The 17,913-nt window shown below is 55.1% G+C and carries 16 protein-coding genes; 10 read left to right on the forward strand and 6 right to left on the reverse strand.

Translation table 11 applies throughout. The annotated features are described in order from the left end of the window. Positions 1 to 16 precede the first annotated feature (16 nt). From SOM82_RS20680 to SOM82_RS20705, 6 genes are all read left to right on the forward strand, one after another. Entirely contained in the window at positions 17 to 781 is a 765-nt protein-coding gene (locus SOM82_RS20680; protein ID WP_320461654.1) for an NADPH-dependent F420 reductase, read from the forward strand. 455 nt (positions 782 to 1,236) lie between these two features. After that, positions 1,237 to 4,287 (forward strand): formate dehydrogenase-N subunit alpha, encoded by a 3,051-nt coding sequence (gene fdnG, locus SOM82_RS20685; RefSeq protein WP_320461653.1) that lies wholly within the window; start codon positions 1,237 to 1,239, stop codon positions 4,285 to 4,287. 12 nt (positions 4,288 to 4,299) lie between these two features. Beyond that, positions 4,300 to 5,202: a formate dehydrogenase subunit beta gene (gene fdxH, locus SOM82_RS20690; protein ID WP_154128664.1), complete on the forward strand. Its 903-nt coding sequence runs from the start codon at positions 4,300 to 4,302 to the stop codon at positions 5,200 to 5,202. Continuing rightward, the gene (gene fdoI / locus SOM82_RS20695) at positions 5,199 to 5,834 is read left to right on the forward strand and encodes a formate dehydrogenase cytochrome b556 subunit (RefSeq protein ID WP_006179126.1); all 636 of its coding nucleotides are present in this window, start codon (positions 5,199 to 5,201) and stop codon (positions 5,832 to 5,834) included. The genes fdxH and fdoI overlap by 4 nt, the downstream gene beginning before the upstream one ends. Next, positions 5,831 to 6,760 (forward strand): formate dehydrogenase accessory protein FdhE, encoded by a 930-nt coding sequence (gene fdhE / locus SOM82_RS20700; RefSeq protein WP_154128663.1) that lies wholly within the window; start codon positions 5,831 to 5,833, stop codon positions 6,758 to 6,760. The genes fdoI and fdhE overlap by 4 nt, the downstream gene beginning before the upstream one ends. A gap of 169 nt (positions 6,761 to 6,929) precedes the next feature. Continuing rightward, complete coding sequence (locus SOM82_RS20705; protein WP_320461652.1) at positions 6,930 to 7,853, forward strand: alpha/beta hydrolase; 924 nt, start codon at positions 6,930 to 6,932, stop codon at positions 7,851 to 7,853. A 10-nt stretch (positions 7,854 to 7,863) separates the two neighbouring features. Here SOM82_RS20705 and fabY read toward each other — a convergent pair whose 3' ends face one another. The 6 genes from fabY to SOM82_RS20735 form a co-directional block, all read right to left on the reverse strand. Next, positions 7,864 to 8,805: a fatty acid biosynthesis protein FabY gene (gene fabY, locus SOM82_RS20710; RefSeq protein WP_154128660.1), complete on the reverse strand. Its 942-nt coding sequence runs from the start codon at positions 8,803 to 8,805 to the stop codon at positions 7,864 to 7,866. A gap of 44 nt (positions 8,806 to 8,849) precedes the next feature. After that, positions 8,850 to 9,287: a D-aminoacyl-tRNA deacylase gene (gene dtd / locus SOM82_RS20715; RefSeq protein WP_154128659.1), complete on the reverse strand. Its 438-nt coding sequence runs from the start codon at positions 9,285 to 9,287 to the stop codon at positions 8,850 to 8,852. Next, on the reverse strand, positions 9,284 to 10,156 hold the full coding sequence (locus SOM82_RS20720) for a virulence factor BrkB family protein (protein WP_154128658.1): 873 nt from the start codon (positions 10,154 to 10,156) through the stop codon (positions 9,284 to 9,286). The genes dtd and SOM82_RS20720 overlap by 4 nt, the downstream gene beginning before the upstream one ends. Further along, entirely contained in the window at positions 10,150 to 10,749 is a 600-nt protein-coding gene (gene yihX, locus SOM82_RS20725; RefSeq protein WP_154128657.1) for a glucose-1-phosphatase, read from the reverse strand. The genes SOM82_RS20720 and yihX overlap by 7 nt, the downstream gene beginning before the upstream one ends. 131 nt (positions 10,750 to 10,880) lie before the next feature. Beyond that, positions 10,881 to 11,678: a DeoR/GlpR family DNA-binding transcription regulator gene (locus SOM82_RS20730; RefSeq protein ID WP_154128656.1), complete on the reverse strand. Its 798-nt coding sequence runs from the start codon at positions 11,676 to 11,678 to the stop codon at positions 10,881 to 10,883. A gap of 34 nt (positions 11,679 to 11,712) precedes the next feature. Then, positions 11,713 to 12,609: a sugar kinase gene (locus SOM82_RS20735; RefSeq protein WP_154128655.1), complete on the reverse strand. Its 897-nt coding sequence runs from the start codon at positions 12,607 to 12,609 to the stop codon at positions 11,713 to 11,715. A gap of 168 nt (positions 12,610 to 12,777) precedes the next feature. Here SOM82_RS20735 and yihU point away from each other — a divergent pair, with 168 nt between their 5' ends. The 4 genes from yihU to SOM82_RS20755 are packed head-to-tail and all read left to right on the forward strand — an operon-like array spanning position 12,778 to position 17,869. Then, positions 12,778 to 13,668 carry a sulfolactaldehyde 3-reductase gene (gene yihU / locus SOM82_RS20740; RefSeq protein ID WP_320461651.1) on the forward strand — a complete coding sequence of 297 codons (891 nt, stop codon included), beginning with the start codon at positions 12,778 to 12,780 and terminating at the stop codon, positions 13,666 to 13,668. A gap of 17 nt (positions 13,669 to 13,685) precedes the next feature. After that, entirely contained in the window at positions 13,686 to 14,561 is an 876-nt protein-coding gene (yihT, locus tag SOM82_RS20745; RefSeq protein WP_320461650.1) for a sulfofructosephosphate aldolase, read from the forward strand. A gap of 14 nt (positions 14,562 to 14,575) precedes the next feature. Beyond that, a complete protein-coding gene (gene yihS / locus SOM82_RS20750) occupies positions 14,576 to 15,817 on the forward strand; it encodes a sulfoquinovose isomerase (RefSeq protein WP_320461649.1) in 1,242 nt (413 codons plus the stop codon). Positions 15,818 to 15,844: 27 nt separating this feature from the next. Beyond that, complete coding sequence (locus tag SOM82_RS20755; RefSeq protein WP_320461648.1) at positions 15,845 to 17,869, forward strand: alpha-glucosidase; 2,025 nt, start codon at positions 15,845 to 15,847, stop codon at positions 17,867 to 17,869. Positions 17,870 to 17,913 lie beyond the last annotated feature (44 nt).

Below are 17,913 nucleotides of genomic sequence, written 5' to 3' on the forward strand. Positions count from 1 at the left end.
CCAAAAAGGGAAAATTATGATTAGTAATGAAAAGTACCGGATTGCTGTTCTGGGAACCGGCCACATCGGTAAAACGCTTGCTCGCAGTCTCGCATCTGCCGGTTACTCCGTTAAGGTCGCCAATTCTCGCGGACCTGAAACGATAGCCCCCGACGTGCTTGAAACGGGCGCTGAAGCAACTGATGCAGTCAGTGCCATGCAGGATGCACAGGTTGTCATCCTTTCCATACCTATGGCAAAGCTTGCGGATATCGCTCCTCTGATCCGGAAATTACCCCAGCATGTTATCGTTGCTGATACCTCTAACTATTATCCACATCGCGACGGCAACATTGATGCGTTCTCAGATGGTCAGGTCGAAAGCGCGTGGGTGGCGCATCTCCTGAACCGTCCGCTGGTGAAGGCGTGGAATGCAATAGGTTCAGATTCCCTTGCGACAAAAGGTACAGCAGAGGGCACGGTGGGACGTATTTCAATTCCGGTGGCAGGGAATATCGAAGAGCACAAGAAAATGGTTATGCGTCTTGTCAGTGATACGGGGTTCGACGCTTTCGATGCAGGTACAATTGAGGAGTCATGGCGTCAACAGCCGGGTGCACCTTGCTACTGTACTGACCTCACATATGATGAAATGAAGTCAGCGATCGCCGCAACGGAAAAAACACGGCTGCCTGCGCGTCGGGATATTGCTGTTCAGGCTATTCAGGAGCGAATGGGCGATAAGCGATCCAATCCGACGGCAGATTATATTGTTCGATTACACCGGGCTCTTTTTATGTAATCCGTAAGCCATATTTCATTTATCGATGCATGAGCGATAATGCAAACGTCCGCTTACCTACTCATTTAGGAGTGGCACAACCAAACCGCTGATACACCCCCGTAACAAGCCAGAACAAAAATGTGAGCGATATCACACTTTATAATCATCAGGGTGATAATACGTTCACTTTGTATTAACCACGTCGGAACAGGCTTACCGACATTGTGGTATTCTCAAAACATACCCCTCGTGGAAATGAGGGCATAAATCAAATTTTGAGCGCTGTGGTTGTTTTTCAATCATGCGCGAAAACAATAATTACCCAAAATAATTCGTGTTGCAGGGCGGCGGCAATTGAGCGAATCTTCAGGAGCTGATTCAAATCAGTGGCTGGGGTAAGAGAAAGCAGCCAACGAAACTGCAGCGCAAAATTATGAAGGGTAGCAATGTCGGCAAGAAACAAGGAGTGACCCATGCAGGTCAGCAGAAGGCAGTTCTTTAAGATCTGCGCTGGCGGTATGGCAGGCACTACGGCAGCGGCGCTGGGTTTTGCACCCGGTGTAGCACTGGCGGAAACACGGCAATATAAACTGCTGCGCACCCGCGAAACCCGTAATACCTGCACCTACTGCTCTGTCGGTTGTGGGCTGTTGATGTATAGCCTCGGCGACGGTGCGAAAAACGCCAAAGCATCTATTTTCCATATTGAAGGCGACCCGGATCATCCGGTCAACCGTGGCGCGCTGTGCCCGAAAGGCGCAGGTCTGGTGGACTTCATCCACTCAGAAAGCCGTCTGAAATTCCCTGAATATCGCGCTCCAGGCTCCGATAAATGGCAGCAAATCAGCTGGGATGATGCTTTTGACCGCATCGCTAAACTGATTAAAGAAGACCGCGATGCGAACTATATTCCTCAAAATGCGGATGGCGTGACCGTTAACCGCTGGCTCTCTACCGGTATGCTGTGTGCATCGGCGTCCAGTAATGAGACCGGTTATCTCACCCAGAAATTTACGCGCGCACTCGGTATGCTCGCGGTCGACAACCAGGCGCGTGTCTGACACGGACCAACGGTAGCAAGTCTTGCTCCAACATTTGGTCGCGGTGCGATGACCAACCACTGGGTCGACATCAAAAACGCTAACCTCATCATTGTGATGGGTGGAAACGCGGCAGAAGCGCATCCGGTGGGATTCCGCTGGGCGATGGAAGCCAAAATTCACAATGGCGCGAAACTGATTGTGATCGATCCCCGCTTTACGCGTACCGCGTCAGTGGCGGATTTCTACACCCCTATTCGCTCAGGTACTGACATTACTTTCCTGTCAGGCGTATTGCTGTACCTGATGACCAACGAAAAATATAACCGTGAATACACCGAGGCCTATACCAACGCCAGCCTGATCGTGCGTGAAGATTATGGCTTTGAAGACGGTCTGTTCAGCGGTTACGACGCCGATAAGCGTAAATACGATAAAACCAGCTGGAACTACGAGCTGGATGAAAACGGCTTCGCGAAACGCGATACCACGCTGACCCATCCGCGTTGTGTGTGGAACCTGCTGAAAACGCACGTTTCCCGCTATACGCCAGAGATGGTCGAGAACATCTGCGGTACGCCGAAAGCCGACTTCCTGAAAGTCTGTGAGTACATCGCCGAAACCAGCGCCCACGATAAAACGGCATCGTTCCTGTACGCACTCGGCTGGACGCAACACTCCGTCGGCGCACAGAACATCCGTACCATGGCGATGGTTCAGCTGCTGCTCGGCAATATGGGGATGGCAGGCGGCGGCGTGAATGCCCTGCGCGGCCACTCCAATATTCAGGGTCTGACCGACCTGGGCCTGCTGTCACAGAGCCTGCCGGGCTACATGACGCTGCCAAGCGAAAAACAGGCCGACCTCCAGACCTATCTGACCGCCAACACGCCAAAACCGCTGCTGGCAGGCCAGGTTAACTACTGGAGTAACTACCCGAAATTCTTCGTCTCGATGATGAAAGCCTTCTACGGCGATAAAGCGACAGCGGATAACAGCTGGGGCTTTGACTGGCTGCCGAAGTGGGATAAGGGTTACGACGTTCTGCAGTATTTCGACATGATGCATCAGGGCAAGGTGAACGGCTATCTGTGCCAGGGCTTTAACCCTGTTGCGTCGTTCCCGAACAAAAACAAGGTTGTGGCCTCGCTGTCCAAACTGAAGTTCCTGGTGACGATTGACCCGCTGAATACCGAAACCTCGACCTTCTGGCAGAACCACGGAGAATCGAACGACGTCGATCCAGCGAAAATCCAGACGGAAGTGTTCCGTTTGCCCTCCACCTGCTTCGCTGAAGAGAACGGTTCTATCGTTAACTCCGGCCGCTGGTTGCAGTGGCACTGGAAAGGCGCGGACGCCCCGGGTATCGCCATGAACGACGGCGAAATCCTGGCGGGTATCTTCTTGCGTCTGCGTAAGATGTACGCGGCAGAAGGCGGGGCGAATCCGGAGCAGGTGCTGAACATGACCTGGAACTATTCGACGCCTGAAAATCCGGCTCCGGAAGAAGTGGCCATGGAGAGCAACGGCAAAGCGCTGGCGGATGTTATCGATCCGGCCACCGGCACCGTGCTGGCGAAGAAAGGCGATCAGCTGAGTACCTTTGCGCACCTGCGTGATGATGGCTCAACTGCCAGCGGCTGCTGGATTTTCGCCGGTAGCTGGACGCCGAAAGGCAACCAGATGGCGAACCGCGATAACGCCGATCCGTCGGGCCTGGGCAATACGCTCGGCTGGGCATGGGCGTGGCCGTTAAACCGCCGCATTCTGTATAACCGTGCTTCCGCTGACCCGCAGGGCAAGCCGTGGGATCCGAAGCGTCAGCTCCTGAAATGGGACGGCGCGAAGTGGGGTGGCGTGGATATTCCGGACTACAGCACTGCCGCACCGGGCAGCGATGTCGGGCCATTTATCATGCAGCCGGAAGGGATGGGTCGCCTGTTCGCCATTGATAAAATGGCAGAAGGTCCGTTCCCGGAACACTACGAGCCGTTTGAAACGCCGCTGGGGACGAACCCGCTGCACCCGAACGTGATCTCGAATCCGGCCGCCCGTATCTTCAAGGGTGATTTTGAAGCGCTGGGTAAAAAAGATAAGTTCCCGTATGTCGGCACGACCTACCGTCTGACCGAGCACTTCCACTACTGGACCAAACACGCGCTCCTTAACGCGATCGCGCAGCCGGAACAGTTTGTGGAGATCGGTGAAAAGCTGGCGAATAAACTCGGCATCGCCCATGGCGATACCGTCAAAGTCTCTTCTAACCGCGGCTACATTAAGGCCAAGGCAGTCGTAACCAAACGTATTCGCACGCTGAATGTACATGGGCAAGAGGTGGATACCATCGGCATCCCGATTCACTGGGGTTACGAAGGCGTGACGAAGAAAGGCTTTATTGCCAACACCCTGACGCCGTTCGTCGGTGATGCGAATACGCAAACGCCGGAGTTCAAAGCCTTCCTGGTTAACGTGGAAAAGGTGTAACGGAGACGACCTATGGCTTATCAATCGCAAGATATCATCCGTCGTTCCGCGACTAACAGTTTCACGCCCGCGCCTCAGGCGCGGGACCACCAGCAGGAAGTGGCGAAGCTTATCGACGTGACCACCTGTATCGGCTGTAAAGCCTGTCAGGTGGCCTGTTCCGAGTGGAACGACCTGCGTGACGAGGTCGGTCACAACGTCGGGGTGTATGACAACCCGGCCGATCTGACCGCCAAGTCCTGGACGGTGATGCGTTTCTCGGAAGTGGAGCAGAACGACAAACTTGAATGGCTGATCCGCAAAGACGGCTGTATGCACTGTGCGGATCCGGGCTGCCTGAAGGCATGTCCGTCAGAAGGGGCTATCATTCAGTATGCCAACGGTATCGTCGACTTCCAGTCTGAGCAGTGCATTGGCTGCGGCTATTGCATCGCCGGTTGTCCGTTCGACGTACCGCGCCTGAACCCGGAAGACAACCGCGTCTACAAATGTACGCTGTGCGTGGACCGTGTGACGGTGGGTCAGGAACCGGCCTGCGTGAAGACCTGTCCAACCGGCGCTATCCACTTTGGCTCCAAAGAGGATATGAAAACGCTGGCGGGCGAGCGCGTGTCCGAGCTGAAAACCCGTGGTTATGACAATGCGGGCCTGTACGATCCGGCCGGCGTTGGTGGTACGCACGTGATGTACGTGCTGCACCATGCCGACAAGCCGAATCTGTATCACGGCCTGCCGGAGAACCCGGAAATCAGCGCCACGGTGAAGTTCTGGAAAGGTATCTGGAAACCACTGGCAGCCGTTGGTTTTGCCGCAACCTTTGCAGCGAGCATCTTCCACTACGTCGGTGTCGGTCCGAACCGCGCGGAAGAGGAAGAAGATAATCTGCATGAAGAGAAAGACGAGGTGCGCAAATGAAAAGACGTGACACCATCGTGCGCTACACGGCGCCGGAGCGTATCAACCATTGGGTCACCGCCTTCTGCTTCATGCTGGCGGCGATAAGCGGGCTGGGATTCTTCTTCCCGTCCTTTAACTGGCTGATGCAAATCATGGGCACCCCACAGCTGGCGCGAATTCTGCACCCGTTTGTCGGCGTGATCATGTTTGCCTCGTTTATCATCATGTTTTTCCGTTACTGGCACCATAACCTAATCAATCGGGATGATATCTTTTGGGCGAAGAATATTCGTAAGATCGTCGTCAACGAGGAAGTAGGTGATACCGGGCGCTATAACTTCGGTCAGAAGTGCGTATTCTGGGCGGCGATTATTTTCCTGGTCCTGTTGCTGGTGAGCGGCGTGATCATCTGGCGTCCGTATTTCGCGCCTGCTTTCTCAATCCCGGTGATCCGATTTGCGCTGATGCTGCATTCATTTGCCGCAGTCGCGTTAATTGTGGTTATCATGGTGCATATCTACGCCGCCCTTTGGGTGAAAGGCACCATTACCGCGATGGTGGAAGGATGGGTCACTAAAACGTGGGCGAAGAAACATCACCCGCGCTGGTACCGTGAAGTCCGCCAGAAACAGGAAAAGTCATCTGAATGAGTATTCGCATAATCCCGCAAGATGAGCTGGGTTCGAGCGAGAAACGCACGGCGGAATACATTCCGCCGTTGTTATTCCCCAGACTCAAGAACCTCTACAACCGCCGTGCAGAACGTCTGCGTGAGCTTGCAGAGAACAATCCCCTTGGCGAATTTCTGCGTTTTGCGGCGCTGATCGCTCATGCGCAGGAAGTGGTGCTGTACGACCATCCGCTGCAAATGGATCTGTCCGCACGCATTAAAGAGGCGAACGATCAGGGTAAGCCGCCGCTGGATATCCACGTCCTGCCGCGCGATAAACACTGGCATAAGCTCCTGCATTCACTGATAGCAGAGCTGAAACCAGAGATGAGCGGTCCGGCGCTGGCCGTTATCGAGAATCTGGAAAAAGCCTCCGAGCAAGAGCTGGAAGAGATGGCGAGCGCGCTGTTTGCCACCGATTTTGCGTTGGTCAGCAGTGATAAAGCACCGTTCATCTGGGCCGCCTTGTCGCTCTACTGGGCGCAAATGGCCAGCCTGATTCCAGGAAAAGCACGGGCAGAATACGGCGAAGCCCGCCAGTTTTGCCCGGTGTGCGGTTCAATGCCTGTCACCAGCATGGTGCAAATTGGCACGACTCAGGGCCTGCGTTATCTCCACTGCAACCTGTGCGAGACCGAGTGGCACGTGGTGCGTATCAAGTGCAGCAACTGCGAGCAAACGCGCGATCTGAATTACTGGTCGCTGGAAAACGAGAATGCCGCCGTTAAGGCCGAAAGCTGCGGCGACTGCGGCACTTACCTGAAGATTCTGTATCAGGAAAAAGACCCGAAAGTCGAAGCCGTTGCTGACGACCTCGCCACGCTGGTACTCGACGCGCGCATGGAGCAAGAAGGCTTTGCCCGTAGCTCCATCAACCCGTTCCTGTTCCCGGGTGAAGGTGAGTAGTTTTCTGTAACAGTGCCGGGCGACGCAAGGTTGCCCGGCCTGCAACTGCCTTCATGCTCCATTTTGCGAGCCGCGTTCGAGATTCAAACCCCCACTAAAATCCCCCGTTTTCTTTTGCAACAAACCAGGCTATAACGCTGTATATCCATACAGATAACCAGGAAAAATTATGACACTGGAAAACGGGATTGCTGAACTGGTTCAGAGATTTATCGCAGCCGGGCGCCCCTCAGCACGAGAGCAGAATATTGATGACCGGCGCGCGGGTTATGTCGCGAGCACGGTGCTGGCAGGCGAAACGGAAACGCGCGTTCATGTCGAGTCTGTCGAACTTGAAGGGATGCAGTTTAGGGTTTATTCGCCGCTCAATGCCCCTGAGATTTTACCGACGGTTGTCTATTATCACGGCGGATGCTTTATCAGCGGCGGCTTTAAAACTCATGATGGCCAGTTACGTCAGCTGGCTTACTACAGCCGCTGTCGGATCGTTGCCGTGCAGTATCGTCTGGCACCGGAATACACCTTCCCTGCCGCCCATGACGATGCTGAAAAAGCCGCGCGTCTGGTCTGGCACTATGCCGATCGGTTTGGCATCGATAAAAATCAAATTACCCTCGCCGGTGACAGCGCGGGGGGGCATCTGGCGCTGGTGACTGCGCTGCGGCTCAAGGCGGCAAGGGAATGGCAGCCTGCACAATTAATTCTGATCTATCCCATGCTCGACTCGACGGCATATTTTGAAAGCTATATCCGCAACGGTGCGGACTATGTCATTACCCGCGATACGCTTCTCAGCGGCTACGAGCTATATCTTGCGGGAACCGACCGTCTTCATCCTGAAGCCAGTCCGCTATGGCGTGACGACCTTAACGGGCTGCCCCAGACGCATATCATCACCGCCGAGTTTGATCCGCTTTGTGATGAAGGCGAAGCACTCTTTCAGCGAATGACGGAACAGGGCGTCACCTGTACGTGTCAGCGCTGGTCGGGTGTCATACATGGTTTCTTTCAGTTAGGCGGAGTCAGCCAGTCTGCGCGAGACGTGATGCGAGATGTGGCCTGGCGAGTCAGCTCACCAGGCCGGGGAAGATGACAGAAGAGATTTACTCCTCTTCGTTCCCCCCCTCTTCATAGGCGCCATACGGTTTCGCAGGCAGTACGATATAAGTGCCTTCAAACACAGCGCCCGACGTGTCGTCACCGAAGAGCTCGACCTGCATCTGCACTCGCGCTTTTCGCCCACGCGCCAGACGATCCAGATCGCCGCTAAGCGACCCCAAATCGGCCACCGCGCTCGGTTTGCCGCTGATCGGCGCGCTATAACGAATATGCGCATCGGCCAGAATAATGGTGCCGCCAAGGTGGCGTTCGCGTAGCATCAGCCAGATAAGCCCCCAGCCGGTGAGCGTGGCCAGGGAGAACAGGCTTCCGGCAAACAGCGTGTGATGCGGATTTTGATTGCCCGTTTCCGGCATGGTGGTAATAAATTTCTGCCCGGTATATTGCTGGATACGCACACCCATTTTTTCGCTCAGCGGAATGTGCTGATACCAGGCTTGCTGCAGCTGTCCGCACCAGTCAGCACGATGGAGAATGTCGTCGAGCGTGGCGATGGGTTTGATCATCAAAAAATGACGAATCGGGGTGGTTTGTGGCGCGGTAATTTCGCCCTCATTGACGAAACCGAGTTTGGAGAAGAACTCCACTGCATCTTCGCGGGCGCTACAGGTGACGCGCTTAACCCCTTCCTGGCGGGCAACGGATTCCAGGGTCATCGCCATCAGCGTGCCCAGCCCTTTGTCCTGCACGGAGGGATGAACCGCCATAAAGCGAATCGAGGCTTCATAATCGGCATTGATATACAATCGCCCGACGGCCACCAGGTTGCCCTCTTCGTCAACCACCATCTGGTGATGCGCCATGGCATCCCAGGCGTCCCGTTCCGATCCCTTCGGCTGATGTAAGGGCTTGCGCAGCATTTCCCAGCGGAAATGGTAGTAAACCTCTAACTCTTCTTCTGTTTGCGGTACTCGAAGGTGATACATAGCTGTACTCTCTCTTGTGACCCGCGGCCATGCCGTAAGCGTGCTCATACCTGGAGCCAGAAGGTGACAGGGCCATCGTTTACCAGCGAAACCTGCATATCTGCAGCGAACCGTCCGGTTTGTGTATTCATCTCTTGCTGACGACAACGTTCAACAAAATAGTCGTATAGCGCTTCTGCGCGATCGGGATCGGCACCTTTTGAGAATCCCGGGCGCATACCGCGTTCGGTATCGGCGGCCAGCGTAAATTGCGACACCACCAGCACGCTGCCACCGGCCTGCTGGACGTTAAGATTCATCTTTCCTTCCGCATCGCTGAAGATGCGATAGCCGAGCACTCGCTCGCATAAGCGGTTCGCTTTTTGTTCGTCGTCATCCTTTTCGACACCTAACAACACCAAAAGTCCTGGGCCAATTTCACCCGTCACCTCATCCTCCACGGTGACGCTGGCACGGGTTACGCGCTGAATCAATGCAATCATGGTTGGTCTGCTTCTTCTTGTTCTGCGGCTTGTTTGAGTTTGCGGTATTCCCCGAGAGTGACAGTAATTTCCGCCCCAAGCAAGACGATACACCAGGTCCAGTAAACCCAGACAAACAGAATGGGGACCACGGCCAGCACGCCGTAGATCAGCTGATAGGAGGGGAATGTCGTGATATAGAGGGCAAACCCTTTCTTGCCCAGTTCAAAGAGAACTGCCGCCACCAGCGCACCGACCATAGCATCCCGGTTCGGGACGCGAATGGTTGGCACGATGCTGTAAAGCAGCCAGAAGGAGAGCCATGAAAGGATGAGCGGAAAAATGCGTAATACGTTATCAATGACCGTGTTCAGCTCGCTGGCCCAGCGCAGTGAAAGCAGATAAGAGCTGATGGCCAGGCTTGCCCCGGCCAGCAACGGACCAAGGGTTAAGATCATCCAGTACACAGCGAACGAGTAAACTTTCGGACGGACTTTTTTACTGCGCCAGATGGTATTGAGCGCGCTATCAATGGCATACATCAGCAGCAGAGCGGTCACGATCAACCCGCACGCCCCTACCGCGGTCATTTTGTTGGAGTTCGCCACAAACTGCTCGATGTAACGCTGGATCACATCTCCCGTTGCGGGCATGAAATTAGCAAAAACAAAATGACGCAGCTGGATGCTCACTTCGGAAAACATCGGAAATGCGGCAAACAGCGCAAAGATAACCGCCACCAGCGGCACTAACGAGAGCAGCGACACGTAAGCGAGGTTACCCGCAAGCGTAGTCATGTTGTCCTCATCAATGCGATGCCAGAGGAGTTTTAACCACGCACGCAGTGGGCGGGTGTGGTGTGTTGCTTTTTGATGAACGATTTTTAACATAACTGCTTCGCGAAATAGTCCGGTATCGTCTCTTTTCCGGTCACCAGAATTGACGTGATACCCAACTGGTTAGCTCCCTCTATATTATCGGCATTATCGTCAAAAAAGACCGTATCGGCGGCGGAGAAACCTTCCGCCTGCAGTACCGCCTGGTAAATTCTCGCCTCGGGTTTACGCATTCCCATATCCTGAGAAAGATAAATATTATCCGCTGCGGCGCGAATTTGCGGATATTCGCCAGGCCAGAATGTGGTGTGGAGGCGGTTAGTATTGGACAGCACCACCACGCGATGCCCTTGCTCGCGCAGTTTGCTCATGATGTCGATAACGTCCGGGCGAATCGCCACAAAAACCGCCTGCCAGCCATGAGCAAATTGTTCGTAACTCAGGGGCAGATCCATCTCGTGACACATCGCTTCGGCGAATGCTTCATCACTGATCTCTCCACGCTCATGCTGTTGAAACGCTTCCCCCATTGAGAAGTTTTGCTTCAGCGTCGCCAGCGGCACACGGCTAAAATCGCTCCATGCGCCCAGCACTCGATTAAAATCGATATCGACGATGACATTTCCTAAGTCAAAGATATAAAGCATGTTTATCTCCTTCGCGCCGTGAAAAAATAACTGTAGCGGGAAAGATACGCTTTGGCTATGCGCCAGATTCAGCTTAGAGAAAGAGAGGATAATCCCCGAGGCAATCACCGTCGGGGATGGAAGAGAAAGGTTTAGCCAGCCTGCGGTTCTTCGCGGACGTTGATAACGACCTCAACCTGACTGGATTTGAGCAGGGTTTGCAGGCCAGGCCCGGGAAGCTCATCAGTGAACAAGGCGGTCGCCTGAGCGACATTGCCAATTTCAACGGCAGCAGAGGCGTGATATTTCGTATGATCGGCCGCCAGTAAAACATGGCGCGAATGCGCAATCATCGTTTTAACCACGCTCGCTTCGTTGACATCAAACTCCATCATCGCGCCGTCGCTCTCAATAGCCCCCATGCTGGTGACCAGATAATCAGCCCGAAACCCGGAGACAAACGCGGTGGCGGCCGGACCAATAATGCCGCCATTGTGGGCGCGCAAGGTTCCGCCAGGGACCATCACTTCAAAGCGGGGATTTTTATACAGGATATGCGCCACGCGCAGACTGTTGGTGATGATGCGCAAATGGTTATGATTGAGCAACGCCCGCGCAACGTGTTCCACAGTGGTGCCAATGGTGATAAAAATCGTCGAGCCGTCCGGAATATAGTCTGCAATGGCTTCGGCAATCGCCCGCTTCTCTTCCGTCATTGAGACTTCGCGCTGCTCAAAGGCGGTGTTGACCACGCTTGATGCCCGGCCTGCGCCGCCGTGATGACGCGTAATTAATCCCTGCTCGCTCAGTTTGCGGATATCCCGACGTACGGTCTGGGTAGACACATCCAGCAGCTGCGCCAGTTCATCAATGTTCATGTAGCCGCGATCGGCGATCAACGTGAGCAATTGATCGTGTCGCGGATTCCCTGTTAGTTCGGTCAGGCTCATGGGCTGTCCTCGAAATACCATCACGCCCCGCATTTTATACAAAAAGTGACAAGAAAGAGCGGGTTTGATCACAGTCAGGGATACCAGCCCGTCCACCAGGGCGAGTACATTTGAGTGCAGCGACCGCGCTGGCAAACAGAACAGCGTCTGCCACCCTCGCATGTTGCGCCAGACTTAGCGCCAGAGCACCATGAAAAACGTCGCCAGCTCCGGTCGTATCAACCACCTCAACGCTAAAGCCCGGTTGATGGCAAAGCTGTCCGTTTTCGAGCCAATAGCAGCCCTCTTTGCCCTGCGTGACATAGACATGTCCATTTGTGAGCGTTTGTGCGTTTTTCAGCGCCTGCTCCGGTGACGTGAGATCCGTCAAACGCTGCAGGCCAGGCGCCGAAAACGCCGCGTGATCGCTTAACGCCACCAGCTCGCGGATATCCTGCGGCGTGATATCCGCATCCAGAACCGTCGTCACTCCCTGCTGACGCGCCAGCGTAAATGCCTGCTTTGCCCCGTCATGCCAGCGCACATCCGCCAGCACAACATCCCACTGAGAAAAGTCGATATCGTGAAGCCAGTCGGCGGCCATCGGGAGATCGGGGCTGGGATAGTTGGCAATAATGCGTTCACCGCTGGCATCAACCAGTACCGCGGATTGCGACGAACGCGCCCCTTTAACAACGCGCGTGTAGCGCGTGTTTACTCCCAGGGACTCCAGCTCCGCCAGCAATCTGTTGCCCGTATCGTCGTCACCAACGCGGCCAATAAAATCCACTTTTGCGCCCAGTTTCGCCGCTGCCACTGCCGCAGTCGCCGCCGGGCCACCGCCCACTTCCGTATAGTTATTCGCAACATACTTCCCGCCCTCCCTGGGTAAATCACTGAGATACCAGATGCGATCCAGCACGGTAATTCCGACACAAGCGATTCGAGTCATGGTCATTCCTTATGCGTTTTTGATGAGTCCATTTTAATTTCATCAAATGTTTAAAAAGTGACCCGCGTCAATTTTTTGACTATAGATTACAAATACGATCAAAAACAGACAACACAAACGCGCAATAACTGACAATTTGTGACAACAACGACTGGGCAGGAGAGAAGTATGTCAGCAATCGCATTTATAGGTTTAGGGCAGATGGGCGCACCGATGGCGAACAATCTGCTGAAGCAGGGCCACCAGCTTCACGTCTTTGATGTCAATCCGCAGGCCGTTCAGGCACTGGTTGAAAAAGGGGCGCGAGCGGCGGCGACTCCCGCAGAGGCGGCGAGTGACGCCGAGTTTGTCATCACCATGCTGCCGAACGGTGATTTGGTTCGTGCCGTCCTGTTTGGCGAGCACGGTGTCTGCGAAAGGCTGTCTCGCGAAGCGCTGGTGATTGATATGTCGACCATCCATCCGCTGCAAACGGACAAACTCATTGCCGAAATGACCGACCGCGGATTCAGCATGATGGATGTTCCCGTGGGCCGCACCTCCGATCATGCGATAGCCGGAACGTTGCTATTGCTGGCCGGCGGGACGCCCTTGCAGGTGGAGCGCGCCACGCCGGTTCTGATGGCCATGGGAAATGAAATCATCAACGCGGGCGGCCCCGGCATGGGGATTCGCGTCAAGCTCATCAACAACTACATGAGCATTGCTCTCAATGCCCTTTCGGCGGAAGCCGCAGTGCTGTGCGAAGCGCTGGGACTCTCTTTCGACGTGGCACTGAAAGTGATGAGCGGCACGCCTGCCGGGAAAGGTCATTTCACCACCTCCTGGCCGAACAAAGTGCTGAAAGGCGATCTGACCCCGGCGTTCATGATTGACCTTGCCCATAAAGATCTCGGGATCGCCCTGGACGTGGCTAACCAGTTGCACGTCCCTATGCCGCTCGGGGCGGCCTCGCGCGAAGTGTATAACCAGGCGCGCGCGGCAGGCCGCGGTCGCCAGGACTGGACCGCCATTCTTGAGCAAGTTCGGGCGGCTGCCGGGCTGAATCACACACATTAATACAAAAGGACTGAACAATGAGCACCTATACCCTGAAAGAGATCACCCGACCTTCCGGCGGTTTTGCCATGCTGGCTGTCGATCAGCGTGAAGCCATGCGCTTAATGTTTGCCGCTGCGGGCAAACCCTTGCCGGTCACCGATCGGCATTTAACCGATTTCAAAGTCAACGCCGCAAAAATCCTCTCGCCGTACGCCTCGGCAATCCTGGTCGACCAGCAATTTTGCTACCGTCAGGTCGTCGAGCAAAACGCCGTCGCCAAAAGCTGCGCCATGATTGTCGCCGCCGATGAATTTATCCCGGGCAATGGTCTTCCGGTAGACAGCGTCATCATTGATAAAAGTATCGATCCGCAGGCGGTAAAACGCGATGGCGGCAAAGCGCTCAAACTGCTGGTGCTGTGGCGCAGCGATGAAGATCCGCAGCAGCGCCTGCAGATGGTGAACGATTTTAATCATCTGTGTCACAGCCACGGACTGCTCAGCATTATTGAGCCGGTTGTGCGCCCGCCGCGCCACAGTGCCGTATTTGATCGGGAACAGGCGATTATTGACGCAGCAAAAGAGCTGGGTGATAGCGGAGCCGACCTCTATAAAGTTGAAATGCCGCTGTTCGGGAAAGGCACCCAGCAAGAGTTACTCACCGCTTCGCAGAAACTGAACGATCAGATTGCTATGCCGTGGGTGATCCTCTCCTCGGGCGTCGATGACAAACTGTTCCCACGCGCCGTGCGAGTTGCCATGCAGGCGGGAGCCTCCGGATTTTTAGCGGGCCGCGCCGTCTGGTCATCCGTGGTGGGCCTGCCAGATACTGAACTGATGCTGCGCGATGTATCCGTGCCGAAATTGCAGCGTTTGGGTGAGATCGTCGACGAAATGATGGCTCGCCGTTAAGAAAGGACAAAAAAATGAAATGGTTTAATACGCTGAGCCATAACCGTTGGCTCGAACAAGAAACCGACCGCATTCTGGATTTTGGTAAAAATGCGGCCGTGCCGACCGGCTTCGGCTGGCTGGGCAATAACGGTCAGGTGCGCAGTGATATGGGCACCCATCTGTGGATCACGGCCCGCATGCTGCACGTCTACTCTGTTGCCGCCGCAATGGGCCGTCCGGGAGCCTATGCGCTGGTGGAGCACGGGATCGCCACTCTGAATACGGCGCTGCGCGACACGCAATACGGCGGCTGGTACGCCTGCGTGAATGACGAGGGCGTTGTGGATGCGTCCAAGCAGGGTTATCAGCACTTCTTCGTGTTGCTCGGCGCAGCCAGCGCGGTCACCACGGGCCATCCCGACGCACGCAAACTGCTGGATGATGCAATCGACGTGATCGAGAAGTATTTCTGGAGCGAGCAGGAACAGATGTGTCTGGAATCCTGGGATGAAGCCTTCAGTGCCACCGAAGATTACCGTGGCGGTAACGCCAATATGCATGCCGTGGAAGCGTTCCTGATTGTGTACGACGTCACCCACGACCGTAAGTGGCTCGACCGCGCGCTGCGTATCGCCTCGGTGATTATTCATGACGTTGCCCGCAAAGGTGATTACCGCGTTAACGAACATTTTGATGCGAACTGGAACCCCCTGCGCGATTACAACAAAGACAATCCCGCCCACCGTTTCCGCGCCTACGGCGGCACGCCAGGCCACTGGATTGAGTGGGGCCGCCTGATGCTGCATCTGCGTGCGGCGCTTGAGGCTCGCTTTGAAACACCGCCCGAGTGGCTGCTGGAAGATGCGAAAGGATTGTTCCACGCCACCCTTCGTGATGCCTGGGCACCGGACGGCGCCGACGGTTTCGTCTATTCGGTGGACTGGGACGGAAAACCTATCGTCCGCGAGCGCGTGCGCTGGCCTATCGTCGAAGCCATGGGAACCGCGTATGCGCTTTATACCGTCACAGGCGATACCCAATACGAAGCCTGGTATCAGAAATGGTGGGATTACTGCATCAAATACCTGATGGATTACGAAAACGGCTCATGGTGGCAAGAACTGGATACGGATAACAAAGTGACCACCAAAGTCTGGGACGGCAAGCAGGATATCTATCACCTGCTGCACTGCCTGGTTATCCCCCGTTTACCGCTCGCGCCAGGGTTAGCCCCTGCTGTCGCCGCCGGATTACTGGATAGCCAGGCCAAATAATACTACTCCCCGACAGATGGAGATCTTATGAGTACCCTACACAATATTGACCTGAAAAATAACGATAAAGGCTTCACCCTGCGCTGGCAAAACCGCCTGATTGTATCGCATACCGCTGAAACGCCCTGCCTGTGGATTGGCGCGGGTATTGCCGATATCGAAATGTTTCGCGGCAACTTCAGCATTAAAGACAAACTCGACGAGAAGATTGCCCTGACGGACGCGACGGTGACGCAGCAAGGCACTGGCTGGGCGATTCGGTTTACCCGTGGTGATGCGGTGAGCGCCACGCTATGGGTCGGCGTGGATCAGCAGGGCCGCCTGGAGCTAAAGCTTAAAAACGATGCCACCCGCTATAACCGCATCTGGTTGAGACTGGCGGCGCAGCCCGACGATCATATCTACGGTTGCGGCGAGCAGTTTTCGTATTTCGATCTGCGCGGTAAACCCTTCCCCCTGTGGACCAGCGAGCAGGGCGTGGGACGCAATAAACAAACCTATGTCACCTGGCTTGCCGACTGCAAAGAGAATGCCGGAGGCGATTATTACTGGACCTTCTTCCCGCAGCCGACGTTCGTCAGCACACAAAAATATTACTGCCACGTTGATAACAGCTGTTACATGAATTTCGACTTCAGCGATCCCGATTTTCACGAGCTGGCATTTTGGGAGGATAACGCGACACTGCGCTTCGAATATGCAGAAACGTATGTCGATCTGCTGGAAAAACTCAGCGCGTTACTTGGCCGCCAGCCGGAACTCCCGGACTGGGTTTACGACGGCGTTACGCTCGGCATTCAGGGCGGAACCGACGTGTGCCAGCAAAAGCTGGATACCCTGCGCGAGGGCGGCGTGAAGGTGAATGGGATCTGGGCGCAGGACTGGTCCGGTATCCGTATGACCTCATTCGGCAAGCGCGTCATGTGGAACTGGAAATGGAACAGTGAGCTTTATCCGCAGCTTGATGAGCGCATCCAGAAATGGAAAAGCGAAGGCGTGCAATTCCTCTCCTATATCAACCCGTACGTCGCCAGCGATAAAGATTTGTGCGAAGAGGCCTCAAAACGCGGCTATCTGACCAGGGATGCCGAGGGCAAAGATTATCACGTTGAGTTTGGCGAATTTTATGCGGGCGTTATCGACCTGACCAATCCGGAAGCCTACGACTGGTACAAAGAGGTCATCAAGCAAAACCTGATTGAGCTGGGCTGTGGCGGCTGGATGGCCGACTTTGGTGAGTATCTTCCTACCGATACCTTCCTGCATAACGGCGTAAGCGCGGAGATCATGCATAACGCCTGGCCTGCGCTGTGGGCAAAATGTAATTACGAAGCACTGGAAGAGACCGGCAAACTGGGCGAGATCCTGTTTTTCATGCGCGCAGGTTACACCGGCAGTCAGAAGCACTCGGTAATGATGTGGGCAGGCGATCAGAACGTTGACTGGAGTCTGGATGATGGCCTGGCGTCGGTGGTTCCGGCTGCGCTATCACTGGCCATGACCGGACACGGCCTGCATCACAGCGATATCGGCGGATATACCACGCTGTTCGATATGAAACGCAGTAAAGAGTTGCTGTTGCGCTGGTGCGATTTCAGCGCCTTCACCCCGATGATGCGCACCCATGAAGGCAATCGCCCCGGCGATAACTGGCAGTTTGACGCAGACGCGGAAACTATCGCCCACTTTGCCCGTATGACCACCGTCTTCACCACCCTAAAGCCGTACATCAAAGACGCCGTGGCGCAGAATGCCAAAAGAGGTTTGCCGGTGATGCGCCCGCTGTTCCTGCATTACGAGGACGATGCGCAGACCTATTCGCTGAAATACCAGTACCTGTTTGGCCGCGATCTGCTGGTCGCGCCCGTGCATGAAGAGGGACGCAGCGACTGGACGCTCTATTTGCCGCAGGACAACTGGGTCAACGCGTGGACCGGCGAGCAGCACAGCGGCGGTGAGATAACGGTCGCGGCTCCTCTCGGTAAACCGCCGGTATTTTATCGCCAGCAAAGCGAATGGGCTGCGCTGTTCGGCAGCTTGCGTCATATCTGATTAGGCTCGCCCGCGAGGTCACTCGCGGGCAGACGGAGAATAAT

Origin of the sequence: Lelliottia sp. CFBP8978, assembly GCF_034046055.2 — a bacterium.
Lineage (GTDB): Bacteria > Pseudomonadota > Gammaproteobacteria > Enterobacterales > Enterobacteriaceae > Enterobacter.